This is a genomic window from Heliorestis convoluta (genome assembly GCF_009649955.1).
Classification (GTDB): Bacteria; Bacillota; Desulfitobacteriia; order Heliobacteriales; family Heliobacteriaceae; genus Heliorestis; species Heliorestis convoluta.
In genome coordinates, this window is the sequence record NZ_CP045875.1 from 2,799,503 (window position 1) to 2,814,288 (window position 14,786).

Here is a 14,786-nt window from a genome sequence, read left to right on the forward strand (position 1 = left end):
CTTGGTGCTTACATAGAAAGAAAATCTTACACGATTCTTGGCACTTTAAAGAAACCTTCTTCTTCATCAGGTGCATTGGCAACCACACGCTCTTGTTCCATGGAAGCTGTTACTTTATCTTCTCGCATGATATTTTCTAAAGGAAAGGCATGGGCTGTTGGCGGTACATTGGAAGTATCAAGATCATCGAGTTTGCGGGCATATTCTAAAATGGCATTTAACTGGACCGTATACTTTTCCACTTCCCCTTCCGAAAGCTCCAAGCGGGCCAACTTCGCCACATGTTCAACTTCTTCTCGCGTCAAAGCCATCTCTCTATTCACCACCCTTATATAGTTCCTATAAGGTCACAAGGTCACAATTTCTTAGTCACAACCTATAAGGTCTTCCTCTAGCACATAGCGAGCCTTGACCCCCATAGGATCTCCATTATTCAACAATTCTAGCCAATTCCTTAAAGCCTGTCTAGTCTGCCATCTTTTCTTTTGTGCAAAAGAAAGACCGTACCCCTACTGCTTTTCCTGTGCCGACGATTGCGCCAATACTTCCGCTTCTTCGAAAAAGTCCTCATCATGAACGAGATAAAAACCACAGTATTTTGTTAGCACGTGCTTTAAGATATCTAAGCGCTCCATGGAGATAGTATCGATCACAGCGTACTGCTTGTGAAGCATAAAGGTGCCTACCTGGCGAACTTCCTTGCCCTCATCGTCAGGTTGAAAAATATCATTCAAGCACAAGCCTTCCAGATCTTTTGAGGCAGGATCTTCTAACAGGGCTCTCATCATTTGAGATGTTAAACCGCTTTCAATCCAGTCATAGCGCAAGTATTCGCCTTGTCCTTTTTGACGTTCTCGAGCTACGAAGATAAACTCCGAAAGCTTTTCCACCGTTGTCTTGACAGCGGAATAGTCTTTGACTTGATAGACTGCTCGCGACATACCTGCTAAGTGCCCTTCCATGGTAAAAAGCTTCGGAATAATTGGCTTTTTACAAAGCTCTACTAAAAACATAAGAATGGACCAGGAGCGGGGTTGCCACTGTTCTTCTCGAAAACGAGAAGAATTCCAAAGGCCAATACTTTCCATGAATTTTTCAATGCTCTGTCGATACCAGCGTGGGAAAAAGTGAGCTACACCGCCGTAGTGCCATTTCTTCTCTCGCGGGATCAGTCGCGAGAAAATGATGTAGCCTTCTTCATAAGGAGCTTCTCCTATCTTGCAATCGTTGTCTTCAATGTAGTAGCTTTTCTTGCGAAACATATCTTCAGCCCAAAAAGCTTTCTCTTCGACAGAAGTAATCACATAGAAGCCTGGGACGCTTTCTTGCCATTGCTCTAGCTTTTCTATCATCCCTTTGGGTAAATGAAAGCCTACTTCATCGATAAAAAAGTCAAGGGTTCTTTGATTATCAATGGTCTGATCAAAAACAAACCATTCCCAAAAAAGAGCACCCTGAGAATGTTCTTCCATGCTTTTGTTTTCTTCACCGCTGAGACGACTAAAACGTTTCCACGATTGCTTCCATTGATCAGCAAAGCGCCACTCAATAAACTGGGTAAGCAAAGTGCCCAGTTGAGAAGCTTCAAAAGTGATCATGGTACCTTCTAATTCCCCGGCTCGACGATATTCTTCTTCCCAAGCTTTGGTGAACTCTTCAAAGCTATCGAAGTGTCCTTCTCGGTAGAGATAGTTGGCTGCTTCTGGCAATTGAAAAGGACCTTTGCCACTTTGTTTCCCCAGGATTTTTTCGCGACGTAACTCTTGTAATAAAGATGCCAGCCGGTCTTCACTCACAGCACCTAAGACAATTTCTCGTCGTCCAATCCAGATCTGGCCTCTGGCATCTCGTGATACATCGACGCCTAGTTCAATCGCATCATTCATATGGCTGACATAGACGATGGCCAAGCCTTCGTCGTTTTCATCTACATGACAGCCTTCTTTTTGACGTAGCAAGTCGAGAACATGTTCTGCATTAGGAACAGCAAAAGACCTCCAGTACCAGAGTCCTTGAAAAAAGGGCTCACTGCCTGGCGGTATCTCTTTGGCGCTTTCTCGTCTTGTTCGTTGGATAACCCATTGTTCGTCTTGTAGTTCTACGTAAAAGTGCATCCGTTGTTGGAGCAATTGGTTGTCCTTGCCGACGAGCACTTGTGCAATAAAGTGGCGCTTCTTGGGATCTTGCTGTTCTTTACTGTTTTTACTCTTTTTCTCTTCTACCACAATGCCACGTAGCAAACTTTCACCGCCATGCTTTTTCGACATTTGTCGTGCATAGGTGAGATGATTGCGATGTTTTGTTCGCATTTGTGCTGGCATAAGGTGATAAACGAGGGACCAATCATCAATGGCCCAGCCTTGAAAATAGGCGTGTACTGTTTCTTTGGCATCGAGGGTCCGACCCATCAGTCGCAGAATCAGGCTATGCCAATGCGTATCTGTCATCGCTTCCGGTCTATCGACAGTGGCCCAGTGATTTTGAACTTCATCGGTGAGTTCAACACGTGCTTTGGCCAGTTGCAAACGCATTTCTTCAAAGACATGGTAGGCTTCCTGATAGGTCAAGGGTATAACATGTTCTTCTGCTAAACTTTGGAGCAAACTGTCGCCTTGACCGAAAGGAATGCCATCGAGCCACTCCACTTGTGATTCTGCTGGATTGGCAATCACATAGTGGACATAGATACCCTTTGCGCCTCTTCGTCGGTGCTCCCATAGCATCATCATGGAGATGACCCCTTGAAGCCGATAAGGGGCCGCTAGAGTTTTAAATCGAGATATCGGTATTACCTTCACAAGCGGCCTGCCTTTCTTCTATCTTATAATTTTTGGGTGCCTTCTTGGGTTTATAACTCTAATGGTACAGTTTGAAAGGTCTTAACGTCTACAAGACCCTGATCGGTTACTTTCAGTTCTGGAATCACAGGCAACGCTAAGAAAGAAAGCGTCATCATAGGCGCTTCTAAAGAACAACCCAAGGTATGAAGAACTTGATGGAGCTTTTGTAACTGCGCGGCTACTTCTCTAACAGAAGCGGGCGACATCAGTCCAGCAATCGGTAGAGGTACAGAAGCTTTAACATGGCCTTCCACTACTACAGCCATACCACCACCTAAGTCAGCCACAGCGCGACATGCTTTTTCCATATCATGATCATTTGTTCCTAGAACAATTAAGTTATGAGAATCATGAGCTACCGTGGAAGCAACAGCGCCTTTCTTGATTCCAAAGCCACGGACAATGGCCTGTCCGATTGATCCCTTTTTGCCATGACGTTCAATAACGGCTAGATGAAGCAAGTCTTTTTCTGGTCCTATCTCATCCGAAGGGGCCCTTTCATGGGTCGTTACGATTTGGTTTCTCTCAATGCCAATCACTCTTATGTCTCGCCCTGGCGTAAGCTGTGGGAGGAGCTTGCCTTGAATATCTGGTAGATGGACAGATTGTGTAAAGAGTGGGTCGCCACTTCTTTCTATAGAAGGCTTTTTTTCTATAGAAGATAATAATATGCCTTCTCTGGCGACGACTTCTCCTCGATGGAGGACCATTTTGGATGAAAAGCTTTTTAAATCGTTAAAAACAACCAGATCGGCTTGATAGCCTGGCGCAATGGCGCCTCGGTTCAGAAGGCCATAGTGGCGCGCTGTCGTCCAGGTGCAGGCTTTGATGGCCAACAATGGATCGAGGCCCTCTTCTAGGGCTTGACGTAAGAGGTGATCAAGATGGCCTTCTTGTAAAAGATCTTCGGGATGACGATCGTCAGAGCAAAAAGAGATCCTTTCAACAGTCTTTGATGTAAGAAGGGGGGCAAGATGAGCCAGGTTTTTCGCCGCTGATCCTTCGCGAATCAACAGGTGCATCCCCCGTTGTAGCTTCTCCCAACCTTCATTGACATCAACGCATTCATGATCAGAACTGATGCCGGCTGCAATATATTCTTGCAAGGAAGAGCCGACTAAGCCAGGGGCATGGCCATCGACAGGCTTTTTCCTCTTCCTTGCTTCTTCTATCTTAGCCAACATGGCTTCTTCGCCTGCTATAACAGCAGGATAATTCATGACTTCAGCAAGGCCTATGGCTTGTGGCAAATGATCAAGGAGCCAGCCAATCTCTTTCGCATCCAATTGAGCACCTGCTGTTTCTAACGGAGTAGCGGGGACAGAGGAAGGTATCATAAAAAAAATATCTAAAGGTAGGGACTTTGTCATCTCGGCCAGTCCTACAATCCCAGGTAAACCTAGGACATTGGCGATTTCATGAGGATCGGCGATCAGCGCCGTTGTACCGCGAGGCACCATCTCTTCAGCCAGTGCCTGGGGCGTAACCATGGTACTCTCTAGATGTATATGTCCATCAATTAAGCCCGGTGCTACGTAGTGGCCTTCTATATCAATGACTTCTACTTCTTTGACTTCTATTTCTTCTTGTCTTGAATAGAGCCTTTTGATTTTCCCATCGGAGATGTGTATGTCCCTTTCTTCGACTGTTAGCGTAAAGACATTGATGATATTTCCACTACGAAGTAAGATATCCCTTTTATTTTCTCCCTCTACCACAAGACTCCTCCTTCTAGGAAAGACCAATTCGTTGAAGGAACTCTTTTTCTGTGAGCACAGGCACTTGCAAAGCTTGTGCCTTTTCTAACTTTGATCCTGCTTCTGCGCCGGCGACGACAAAGCTGGTTTTTTTGCTTACCGATGACGAGACTTTGGCGCCACGCTCTTCTAAGAGAGTCTGCGCTTCTTTGCGACTAAGCGTTTCTAATGTTCCTGTTAAGACAAAGGTAAGGCCTTGTAAACTTTGTTCTGCCCTTTTCTCTTCTTGATTCATTTCTAAGCGCAAGCCTAGCTCTTTCAATTCTTCAATCAACTGTTGATTCGCCTGATTGGAAAAGTAAGAGCGAATCGACTGGGCCATCTTGGGTCCGATTTCTTCTATACTTTGTAGTTCTTCTTCTGTAGCCTTCATCAGGCCATCGATAGAACCGAAATGCTGGGCCAATGTTTTGGCTGCTTTCTGTCCTACATGGCGAATGCCTAATGCAAAAAGAAGGGCTGGCAAACCTCTTGATTTGCTTTCTTCTATCGCTTTTACCGTTTTTGTCGCTGACTTTTCTCCGAATCGCTCTAAATTACGAAGCTCAGAAGTTTTAAGACGATAGAGATCAGTAGGTTGCTTGACGAGGCCGGCTTTCCAGAATTGCTCAAGCAAAGCTGGGCCTACCCCTTCCATGTTCATGGCATCGCGAGAAGCAAAGTGAATGAGGCCTTCAATCGCTTGGGCCGGACAAGCTGATGAGGTGCAACGCAAAGCGACTTCTCCGTCTAGGCGACTTACGGGCTCTCCACATTCGGGGCATCGCTCTGGCATGGCAAAGGGCTTTTCATCGCCCTTTCTTTTTTCTTTCAGTACAGAAAGCACTTCTGGAATAATGTCGCCTGCTTTTTGTAAGAGCACATAGTCGCCAATGCGAATGTCTTTCTCTCGGATTAAGTCTTCATTGTGCAAGCTCGCGCGGCTGACCGTAGTACCGGCAACGCGGACAGGTTCTAGCTCTGCCGTTGGTGTTAAGACGCCCGTTCTTCCTACGCCGATGACGATGTTGCGAATTCGAGTTACGACTTGCTCTGCCGGGAACTTAAAGGCAATGGCATAGCGGGGGCTTTTGGCTGTTACGCCGAGCTTCTCATATTCTTCTACTTCATTTACTTTTACAACCATGCCATCGATTTCGTAGGGAAGTTGATGGCGCTTCTCAATCCAGCTTTCACAGTACGCAATGGCTTCTTCAATGGTCTTGCAATGCTTCTGCTCTTGGTTAACGGGAAGTCCTGCTTTTTCTAAAAGTTTGAGAGCCTCTTTATGTTCTTTCACCGTTGGGCCTTCTACATGTAAGATAGTATAAAGATAGACGCGCAGAGGCCTTTGGGCCGTTACTTTCGGATCGAGCTGTCGTAAGGAACCGGCAGCAGCGTTACGAGGATTGGCAAAAAGAGGTTCTTCTTTTTCTTCTCGTTCTCTGTTGAGCTGGGCAAAGTCCTCTTTGGAGATAAAGGCTTCGCCTCGCACTTCCAAAGCAGGCCATTGCTCACGCAAACGCAGTGGTAGCGTACGAAGGGTCTTAAGATTTTCTGTAATATCTTCTCCCGTCTCGCCATCACCACGCGTTGCGCCTCCGACGAAAAGGCCTTTTTGATAGTGGAGCACCACCGTTAAGCCGTCAATTTTGGGCTCTACTACATAGGTGATAGGCTGGCTCGCTCTTTCTCGGACCCGCCGGTCAAAGTCCCGTAAGTCCTGGGCTGTAAAGGCGTTGGCCAGTGACAATAAGGGGTGTCGATGTTTTACGGTGCCAAAAGCTTCTAAAGCTTTTCCGCCCACTCGTTGCGTCGGCGAGTGAGGTTCTATTAGATCGGGATAGTGCTTTTCTAATTCTTGTAGCTCTCGAAGCAATTGGTCATAGGCAGCATCGTCAATGGTTGGGTTGTCGAGAACATAGTAGCGGTAATTATGTTCTTCAATTTCCTGAACCAATGCTTCTATTTTTTGTCTTGCTTCTTCTTGGGTAAGGCTTGCTATTTTTGGAAGCGATTCTATCATGAAAAAATCACCACTTTTTTTGATGATTCTACCTTATATTTTCTTTAAAGGTGCAAACTTTAACAGAAACTTTTTAATGCCTTGATCGGCAAAGGCAACAGATACTTCTTCGTTATCACCACTGCCAGAGGCTGCCACAACAAGGCCTTCGCCAAATTTTCCATGCATGACTTTGTCTCCCAGAGAAAAGCTGCCTTCTTGGGAAGAAGTAGAAGAAGCACCTTTTGACGCTCCCAAGGTACTCGAAGCCGTAAAAGAGTTGTTGCTACCACTTGCATACCCATTTTGGCCCGGGCGAAAGAGGGTCGATCCCATGGAACCATTGAGACCTTGGCGCTTGCCTGGCAAGCTTTCTTCTTGTAACAGTTCTTCAGGAATTTCTTCTAAAAAGCGAGATTTCTTATTATGGACAGTATTGCCAAAAATTGTTCGCTCCCATGCACTTGTCAGGTAGAGCTTTTCTTCGGCTCGTGTGATAGCCACGTAGCAAAGGCGCCGCTCTTCTTCCATTTGCTTTTCTTCGAGCAAAGCCCGGTTGTGTGGAAAGACACCTTCTTCCATACCCGTTACGAAAACCACAGGAAACTCTAGACCCTTGGAAGAGTGCATGGTCATCATAACGATGGCATCTTCTTCTTCCTTGTACTGGTCCGTGTCAGAAAGAAGAGATACAGAAGCAAGAAATTCTTCTAAGCTTTTTTCTTCTGCATAGCGATCAAACTCTTGGGTAACAGAAAGAAATTCCTTGATGTTCTCAACGCGGCTTTTGGCTTCTTCTGTGCGCTCGCTTTCGAGCTCTCGGACATAGCCTGTCTGATCCAGCAATTCTTCTACGATTTGCGTCACCAAAAGCTTGGGACTTTGGGCTCGCAAGGACTCAATCATCTCGTAAAAGGCTTGTATCGATTTCGCAGCACGGGTCATGCCTGGAATTTCTTTAACTTTTTCTAAGGTTCTATGTAATGTCCAACCTTGGCTCTGGCCGTAGTCAAGCAAACGAGCCACCGATGCATCACCAATGCCTCTTTTGGGAACGTTAATAATACGTTTCATGCTTACTTCATCAGCAGGGTTGGTGATAAAGCGCAGATAAGCGATAATATCTTTAATTTCTTTGCGATCGTAAAAGCGCAGCCCCCCAAGAATGCGATAGGGCATGGCTGCATAGAGCATTTGTTCTTCTAGAACCCGTGATTGGGCATTGGTGCGGTATAAAATGGCAAAGTCGCTATACTTTCTTTGCTCCTTCTGAACCAGTTCTTCAATCGTTCGTACGACAAAACGGCTTTCGTCGTGCTCATTGCGGCCTTCAAAGTAACAGATCAGGTCTCCGCCTTTTTTATCTGTCCAGAGCTGCTTCTTTTTCCGTTCCCGATTACAACAAACGACAGCGTTGGCTGCATCTAATATGGTGCTTGTGGAGCGATAGTTTTGTTCTAGCTTTAAGACTGTCGCTTCTGGATAATCGCGCTCAAAGTCTAAAATATTCTGGATATCGGCACCACGCCACCCGTAGACACTCTGATCATCATCGCCGACAACACAAAGATTGCGATATTTCTCGGCGAGCATTTTCACCCAAACATATTGCGCATGGTTCGTATCCTGATATTCATCAATATGAATATAACGAAACCGATCTTGGTAGTAATTGAGAACAGCCTCTTCTTGCCGGAAAAGCCGCACCGTTTGGAAGAGTAGATCATCAAAATCAAGTGCCATGTTGTTCTTCAATTTCCGGTCATAGAGATGATAAACTTTCGCCACGGTCTGGGCAAAATAGTCGTAAGCTTTTCGCTCAAAAGTCTGTGGATCCATCAATTGGTTTTTCGCTGTGCCAATGGCACCGCGTACAGCCTGTGGATTACATCGTTTATCGTCAATTTGAAGTTCTTTCAAACATTCTTTTATCAACTTAAGTTGATCGTCACTGTCATAAATGACAAAATTGCGGTCATATCCGATCTTTTCACCGTGACTACGCAAGATCCGTACGGAAGCTGAATGAAAGGTAGAGACCCAAAGGTTAGAAGCCTCTGTGCCAATTAGCTGCTGCAATCGTTCTTTCATCTCTCCGGCGGCTTTATTGGTAAAAGTAATGGCTAGAATCTGAAAGGGGCTTACACCCTCATGAATCCGCTGCGCAATTCGATAGGTTAAGACCCGCGTCTTTCCAGAACCAGCTCCCGCTAAGATCAAAAGAGGGCCCTCACGATGCAGGACCGCCTCCCGTTGTACAGGATTTAGTGTGTTTAGATCAATATTGGACAACGATCCTGTCCTCCTTTTCTTACTAGGTCAACATCTTATCTATTGTACCATAAAATATGATGAAGGGATGAGCTTCCATGAGATACAATCCTGTTTACTCGGCTTTTGAAAAGATCCAGGCCATGAATAGCATGAAAAGCTATCAGCGCCTATTAAGCGATGAGATGGGCAAAGCCGATCCCAACTTTGAAGTGGTAAAGTATTACCGTCAACGACTCAGCCGCTGTCGCCAAATTCTTCACGGGCGCTAAAGCGGCAAAAAGCAAAAGACCGATAAAAAGAGCAGATCCGGAAAAATATCCGGACCTGCTCTTGCTCTTTCAAGATTCGAAAACTATCGATAATCGATACCTACTTAAGCTCTTCTTCCTCTTCTGCAAAATCTTTAACAGTTCCATTAAAAGTTTGCAGATCCGCTTTTTGCAAAGGCAATTCTTCGAAATTATTCCGCGCCCGTCGGAAAAATTCCAGATCCAAATCTTTCGTAGCTCTTTCATTTACTTCAGCCATAGAAGCTTCGGTAATTCTTGTGTCTGCATCATGAGGACGGTTGGTTTCTCTTTGCTCAAGATTGTGATGGCCTTCTTTTTGATAATCATCGACAGGGTCTGTAAAGCGATCTCTTTCATCCATATCAGGAACACCAACACCAAGGCCAAAGTTTCCTTCATCAACAACGCCAGTCGTGATTGGATCGACTTGCTCGGGACCTACATCTCTTTGATCTTCCCGTCGAGGCAATGGATAGATTCTATCTTCTTTTTTGTCCGATGTGGTCATAACATCACCTCCAGTCGTAGTATTCAAGGAAGCGTAAGCCCTTATACCTCCCTACAAATCACGGCGCTGAAAAAAGTAGATAGCCAAACCCAAAATAGCAAAGACATAGAAAAGCGTATAGCCAACCATCATGTCACTAGGCGGCAAAGAAATACCAAAAGGCCCTACGGCAAGGGCTTGCATGGGATTGTTGCCATCAGGCGTAGTCACAACAGCCATAAGCTTGCGAAAAATAGCATCATTGGGCATAAAAAGACTAATGACAATCCCAATATTGACCAAGTCAGTTCGTGCCACCATACTGCCAATTTGTTCTAAAAAGCCACCGATAGAGCCCAGACTATAGAACAAGACAGCAACAATGCCAGCTGTAATCGTACGCAATAGAGTACTAAAAAGCAAAGCAATGGACAGCAACACAACAGGCTGCCAGGCAAAAAGCAAGGCACCTAAGAATACATTTTCTGGCCCCGCAAGGGTAAGGGCTATTGGGTTGTAGGCTCGATTGATAGCCAATACAGCAAGATATAGCAGCAAAGCGTAAGCAACGAGCATGGTGGCAAAGCCTAGGAATTTACCGAGCACAATCTCCCAGCGCCGAATGGGCTTAGACACAATGGAGTGGAGTAGACCATTTTCTACTTCTGAAGCGATGGAACCCACGCTCGCGAGCAAAGCCAACAAGGCGAGGATAAAGGAAGCAAAGTATAGACCGGAACCTAAAAGCTGCTGTCCTATGATTTGTTGAATCATCACTTGCTGGGGACCGGCTTGCAAACGCAACATTTCTCGTGAGGCGAATTCTAAAGCCAGGCCGTAAAGCAAGAGAAAAAGAAGCGATAGCAACAAGGTAAGTAAAAATATTTTTTTTCTTGATCCTTCAACGAAGGTCAGACGAGCCATGGCCAACACGAATCAAATTCCACCCTTTCACAACTGAATCGCCCCTATGCTTCATGAACATATTCCAAAAAGAGCTTTTCCAAAGAATCCATGATCGGCGTAACTTCATATAATGGAACTTTTACTGCCACGAGATCACGGGTCAAAGCTGGAATTTCTTCCACTGAAAGGGCAAAAATGAGTTCATGACAACCGGCTGTGGCTACGGAAGCCGGTCGCCGTTGTTGCGCCAGCATCTCATAAGGAAGGCTGTGCAATTGGGCCCACTGTTCTTGCTCTAATTCCCCTGTTACGACTTTGACTCGATAGCCTTTGCCGGCCAGCTCTCGCCAATCTCCTTGAAAAACGAGGCGGCCTTTTTTGATAATGGCGATGCCATCACAAACCGTTTCTAGTTCGCTCAACAAATGACTATTTAGGAAAATCGTTTTTCCTTCGTCTCTTAAGGTCACCAACAAATCGCGCACTTCTTTACGGCCAATGGGATCTAAGGCCGACGTAGGCTCATCAAGAAATAGCAGCTCAGGATTGGGCAAGAGAGCGCAAGCCAAGCCAATACGCTGTTGCATACCTTTGCTGTATTTGCCTACTTTTTCTTTTTCTCGATTGGTCAGACCCACTTGTCGTAAAACTCGTGGAATGGCTCCTTCAATGGCTTTTTGATTGAGACCAAAAAGTGCGCCATGGTGATAAAGCAGTTCTTCCCCCGTCAGCCAGTCATGATAGCGAAAATTTTCTGGCAAAAAGCCAATTCGCTCTCTTGTTTTTTCTTCTTCAATCGGTCGACCAAAGAGCTTGGCCTGCCCTGATTCAGGGTGAAGTAAGCCCACAAGCATTTTAACGAGAGTACTTTTGCCAGCACCGTTCGGTCCGAGAAAGCCAAAGATAGATCGGGTAGGGACTGTCAGGGTAATATCCTGACAGCCCCCTTTGCCTCCATAGGTCTTGGTAAGTTTTTTTGTTTCAATCGCTAGTACCATGAAAGTCTCCTGCCCTAACGCAGCGATTGAGCGACTTGGATCATGGTTTCTTTATCTAAGTTGCCATGCATTTGGATGATTAAACCGTTTTCCATCCACATAAGATGGCCCAAACCCTGCGGTGATAGGCCGTAGATAGCTTCTTCTCCTTTAACCTCTACGCGATCCATATGACCTTCGATATAGGGTACAATGGCTGTGTTCTTCCAATCATCAATGGCTGCGAGCTGGCTCCGCAATTCTTGTGGTAAGACCGGTAAATCTAGAAGAGCATCGCGCACTTCTCTTTCATCAACACCGCCTGGAACCATAATCTCGGGGCTGTTAAACTGGCTGATATTCACTTGTTGTTGCCCATCGGCATGGATATACTGCATGCGAACGCCTTCGGGGATGGCGATACGAAAGGTTTTATCTTGTAAATTTTCAGGAAGCATTCGAGTGGCGCCGAGTTGTTGCAATAAGGCATTTACTTGACCTACATCAAGGGTAAAAGCCACTTCTCCACCTTGGTGGACCGTGACCGGTTCATTCAGGCGAAACTGTTCTGGCAAAAAAGTAGGGGCTTGAATGGCGAAAGGCACTTGTTGTCTTGCTTCTGCTAAGGTGACTTGTCTTTGTTCTGGATTCTTGCGAACATCGACTTTGCCAAACTGCTGCAAGTCGATTTCGCCGATCTGGGTCTGAATTTGTTGGGCCATATGCTGCATTTGCTGCGGGTTCACTTCTACAATTTCCATGCGCTGTACTCGAAACTGGGCAAGAAAGTCTGCCGCTGCTTGTCGCAATGGCGTAACTGTAAACAAGGTGATGAGCAAAAGGGCTGCCACAGCGCCAGCTATCCATTTTGTGGAGTCATTTCTTCCGCCTCTTACTCTTGGTTCTTCGTCTGTTCTCGCTTCTGCTCTTTCTCTTTCTTCTGTTCTGGCTTCTATTTTTTCTTCTGCTCTACCTTCACCTTTGCTTTTGTTGAAGTCAGACGCTGTCTCTCTTTCTTTATCAGGGGTAGAGTTGCCCTTTCTTTCATCAGTCATAAAAAGAAAACCTCCTATGCGCGTACCTTGACAATGTCTTTGCCCTCATTGTCACCGCTAGGAGGTTTTTTTATTCCAAAATCATGCAATTCTTTTTAATAGAAGCGTCAAAGCCATACCCAAGAGGCTAACAGATGTGACGACGAAGAAAATGCCGATAAATCCTTCTTGAGGCTGACCCATGGTGGTGGCTGTAGCCAGCAGTCCACCCATGATGACGGGGCCTAAGGTATTTCCTAAAGATCGAATAACCGTCATAACAGCGAGACCACTTGATACTTCCGAGCTATCGACTTGGCTGATCACAAGTAAGTTAAGGGGCGATCCCATCACAAGTCCCAATCCTGCGCCTAAAAAGATGAGGCCGCCGGTGGCGATGGCCATGGGCAAAGCTGAGGCTGGTGAGAAAGATAGGATGGAAAGAGCAAGAATGGCGAGGACAAGAGCGCCAAGAGTGCTGCTGGTAAAGCCAAAGAAAAGCGCTTTCGGAGCACCGAAGCGGTCTGCAATGGCGCCACCCAAAGGGGAGGTAATTACCGTGGCCATAGCCAGGGGTAAAACCATATAAGAAGCTCTCCCTGCTGGAAAGTCTAAGATATATTCCACATAGGCCGGTAGAAAGAGAATCGAGATCATAATCACGCCCGATAAAAGTGCCAGCATAAAAACGATGGAAAGTCTGCGATTCTGAAAAAACTGTAGATTGATTACAGGATCAACCGCTTTTTTCTCTACATGAATCAACAAAGGAATCAGAGCCAGTCCTGTTAGCAAAAAGAGATAGACATTCGGTTTGACAATACCTCCCCAGCCAAGGTGGCCTTGAATATGACTTAAGCCAAGCATAAAACAGAAAATAATAGCGCCTGTGAGAATAGAGCCTTTTACATCGATCACTTTTGCTTTTCTGTCAACTTGATCTTCTTGTAACGTGAAAGCCAGCAAAATTATAAGCAGGGCAGCGGGTACGTTGATGAAAAAGAGCCAGGGCCAGGAAAAGTATTCAATAAAAAAACCACCTAGAAGAGGCGCAACAATCGAAGCAATACCCCAGGTAGCACCGTAAAGCCCTAAGGCTTTGCCTCGCTGTTCTTTGGAAAAGGCTAGGCCAATCTCAGCAACAGCGATCGGCAAAATGCCACCACCTCCAATGGCCTGAATAGCTCGTCCAATCAATAGCTGATATAAATTGTCTGCAAGACCGCTAATCAAAGAACCAAAGGCAAAAAGAGCGATGCCAACCATATAGATATTTCGACGACCATAGTTATCGGCAATCTTTGCTGTAATCGGCATAGAAACAGCATAAACGAGTGTATAGACTGTTACTGCCCAGACGCCCCATTTCGGAGAAATATCAAAATCCCGAATAATCGTAGTCAGCGCAGGACCTAATATGCCTTGATCGAGTGCTCCTAAAAATACACCAGATAAAAAGGTGATTAGAATTCGAATTTGTCGCCCTGTCAATGTCGGTTCCTTCTTTCCTCGACTTCATGGGTTGTCTATGATGAAAGCACTTCTATTTAGAGTACCATAAAAAAAGCTTATAAACCACTGTTACAAAATTCCCGTGACACTTCTCGATGGCGGCAACATACAATAAAGAGGGAATCGTACACTCCTTTAGGTTCTTGCAGAAGGAGGTTTTGGAATGGCAGGCTTTGATGATTCATCTTATGAACGGCTTTACCATTATGCCAACCCCGCTCTTGGTTACCATAGCCATAAATCCAATAATCCACAGAGACATCATGAAACTCCTCTTCACCATCATGGCACCAATTCTCCCCTTGCCGATAAAATCGCCAAGGCAGTCGTCGGTGAATATCAGGCTATACACTTTTATACGCGCCTTGTCGAGTTGGCTCCGACGATGGAAGCACGGCAAATTATTCGAGACATCTTGATTGAAGAAAGAAGAGATCATTACCGCTCTTTTGTTGAAATCTATAGAAATCTTACAGGCCGTCAAGCAAAAGTTGTTACAGGGGCTTTGCCAGCGACCTATGCAGAAGGCTTGAAAATGGCCATTCGCGAAGAATTGCAATCCGTCGCCGACTACCAGGCCATTTCTGAGATGGCTACAGACCCTTATATTGTCAAAGTTTTTGCATCGGCTGCTATGGATGAACAGCGGCACGCTTCCTGGTTATTGTATTTGTGGATGAGTCTTATTACCAAAGGATAAAGAAAAAAGCCTGGGCAGTGCGCTT

12 protein-coding genes are annotated in these 14,786 nt (G+C 45.6%); 2 read left to right on the top strand and 10 right to left on the bottom strand.

Features of this window, described 5'->3' with window-relative positions; all coding sequences use genetic code 11:
• Window positions 1-26: 26 nt before the first annotated feature.
• The 5 genes from gatC to pcrA all read right to left on the bottom strand — a co-directional run bounded on the left by gatC (window position 27) and on the right by pcrA (window position 8,873).
• Window positions 27-311, bottom strand: coding sequence for an Asp-tRNA(Asn)/Glu-tRNA(Gln) amidotransferase subunit GatC (gene gatC / locus FTV88_RS13265; protein ID WP_153726058.1), 285 nt, complete (start codon window positions 309-311; stop codon window positions 27-29).
• 198 nt (window positions 312-509) lie between these two features.
• A complete protein-coding gene (locus tag FTV88_RS13270) occupies window positions 510-2,729 on the bottom strand; it encodes a hypothetical protein (protein ID WP_153726059.1) in 2,220 nt (739 codons plus the stop codon).
• A gap of 119 nt (window positions 2,730-2,848) precedes the next feature.
• A complete protein-coding gene (gene ade, locus FTV88_RS13275; RefSeq protein ID WP_162008057.1) occupies window positions 2,849-4,558 on the bottom strand; it encodes an adenine deaminase in 1,710 nt (569 codons plus the stop codon).
• A 13-nt stretch (window positions 4,559-4,571) separates the two neighbouring features.
• Window positions 4,572-6,602: an NAD-dependent DNA ligase LigA gene (gene ligA / locus FTV88_RS13280; RefSeq protein WP_153726061.1), complete on the bottom strand. Its 2,031-nt coding sequence runs from the start codon at window positions 6,600-6,602 to the stop codon at window positions 4,572-4,574.
• A gap of 33 nt (window positions 6,603-6,635) precedes the next feature.
• Complete coding sequence (gene pcrA, locus FTV88_RS13285) at window positions 6,636-8,873, bottom strand: DNA helicase PcrA (protein ID WP_438266899.1); 2,238 nt, start codon at window positions 8,871-8,873, stop codon at window positions 6,636-6,638.
• Window positions 8,874-8,950: 77 nt separating this feature from the next.
• Between pcrA and FTV88_RS13290 the strand changes: the two genes are divergently transcribed.
• The gene (locus FTV88_RS13290; RefSeq protein ID WP_153726062.1) at window positions 8,951-9,124 is read left to right on the top strand and encodes a hypothetical protein; all 174 of its coding nucleotides are present in this window, start codon (window positions 8,951-8,953) and stop codon (window positions 9,122-9,124) included.
• A 100-nt stretch (window positions 9,125-9,224) separates the two neighbouring features.
• Here FTV88_RS13290 and FTV88_RS13295 read toward each other — a convergent pair whose 3' ends face one another.
• The 5 genes from FTV88_RS13295 to FTV88_RS13315 all read right to left on the bottom strand — a co-directional run bounded on the left by FTV88_RS13295 (window position 9,225) and on the right by FTV88_RS13315 (window position 14,040).
• On the bottom strand, window positions 9,225-9,653 hold the full coding sequence (locus tag FTV88_RS13295; protein ID WP_153726063.1) for a hypothetical protein: 429 nt from the start codon (window positions 9,651-9,653) through the stop codon (window positions 9,225-9,227).
• A 51-nt stretch (window positions 9,654-9,704) separates the two neighbouring features.
• Window positions 9,705-10,556 carry an ABC transporter permease gene (locus FTV88_RS13300; RefSeq protein ID WP_243137531.1) on the bottom strand — a complete coding sequence of 284 codons (852 nt, stop codon included), beginning with the start codon at window positions 10,554-10,556 and terminating at the stop codon, window positions 9,705-9,707.
• A gap of 44 nt (window positions 10,557-10,600) precedes the next feature.
• Window positions 10,601-11,536: an ABC transporter ATP-binding protein gene (locus tag FTV88_RS13305; protein ID WP_153726065.1), complete on the bottom strand. Its 936-nt coding sequence runs from the start codon at window positions 11,534-11,536 to the stop codon at window positions 10,601-10,603.
• Window positions 11,537-11,550: 14 nt separating this feature from the next.
• Window positions 11,551-12,570: a DUF4367 domain-containing protein gene (locus FTV88_RS13310; RefSeq protein WP_153726066.1), complete on the bottom strand. Its 1,020-nt coding sequence runs from the start codon at window positions 12,568-12,570 to the stop codon at window positions 11,551-11,553.
• An 81-nt stretch (window positions 12,571-12,651) separates the two neighbouring features.
• A complete protein-coding gene (locus FTV88_RS13315; protein ID WP_153726067.1) occupies window positions 12,652-14,040 on the bottom strand; it encodes an MFS transporter in 1,389 nt (462 codons plus the stop codon).
• Between the two features lie 184 nt (window positions 14,041-14,224).
• Between FTV88_RS13315 and FTV88_RS13320 the strand changes: the two genes are divergently transcribed.
• Entirely contained in the window at window positions 14,225-14,761 is a 537-nt protein-coding gene (locus tag FTV88_RS13320) for a ferritin family protein (RefSeq protein WP_153726068.1), read from the top strand.
• The last annotated feature ends 25 nt before the right edge of the window (window positions 14,762-14,786 follow it).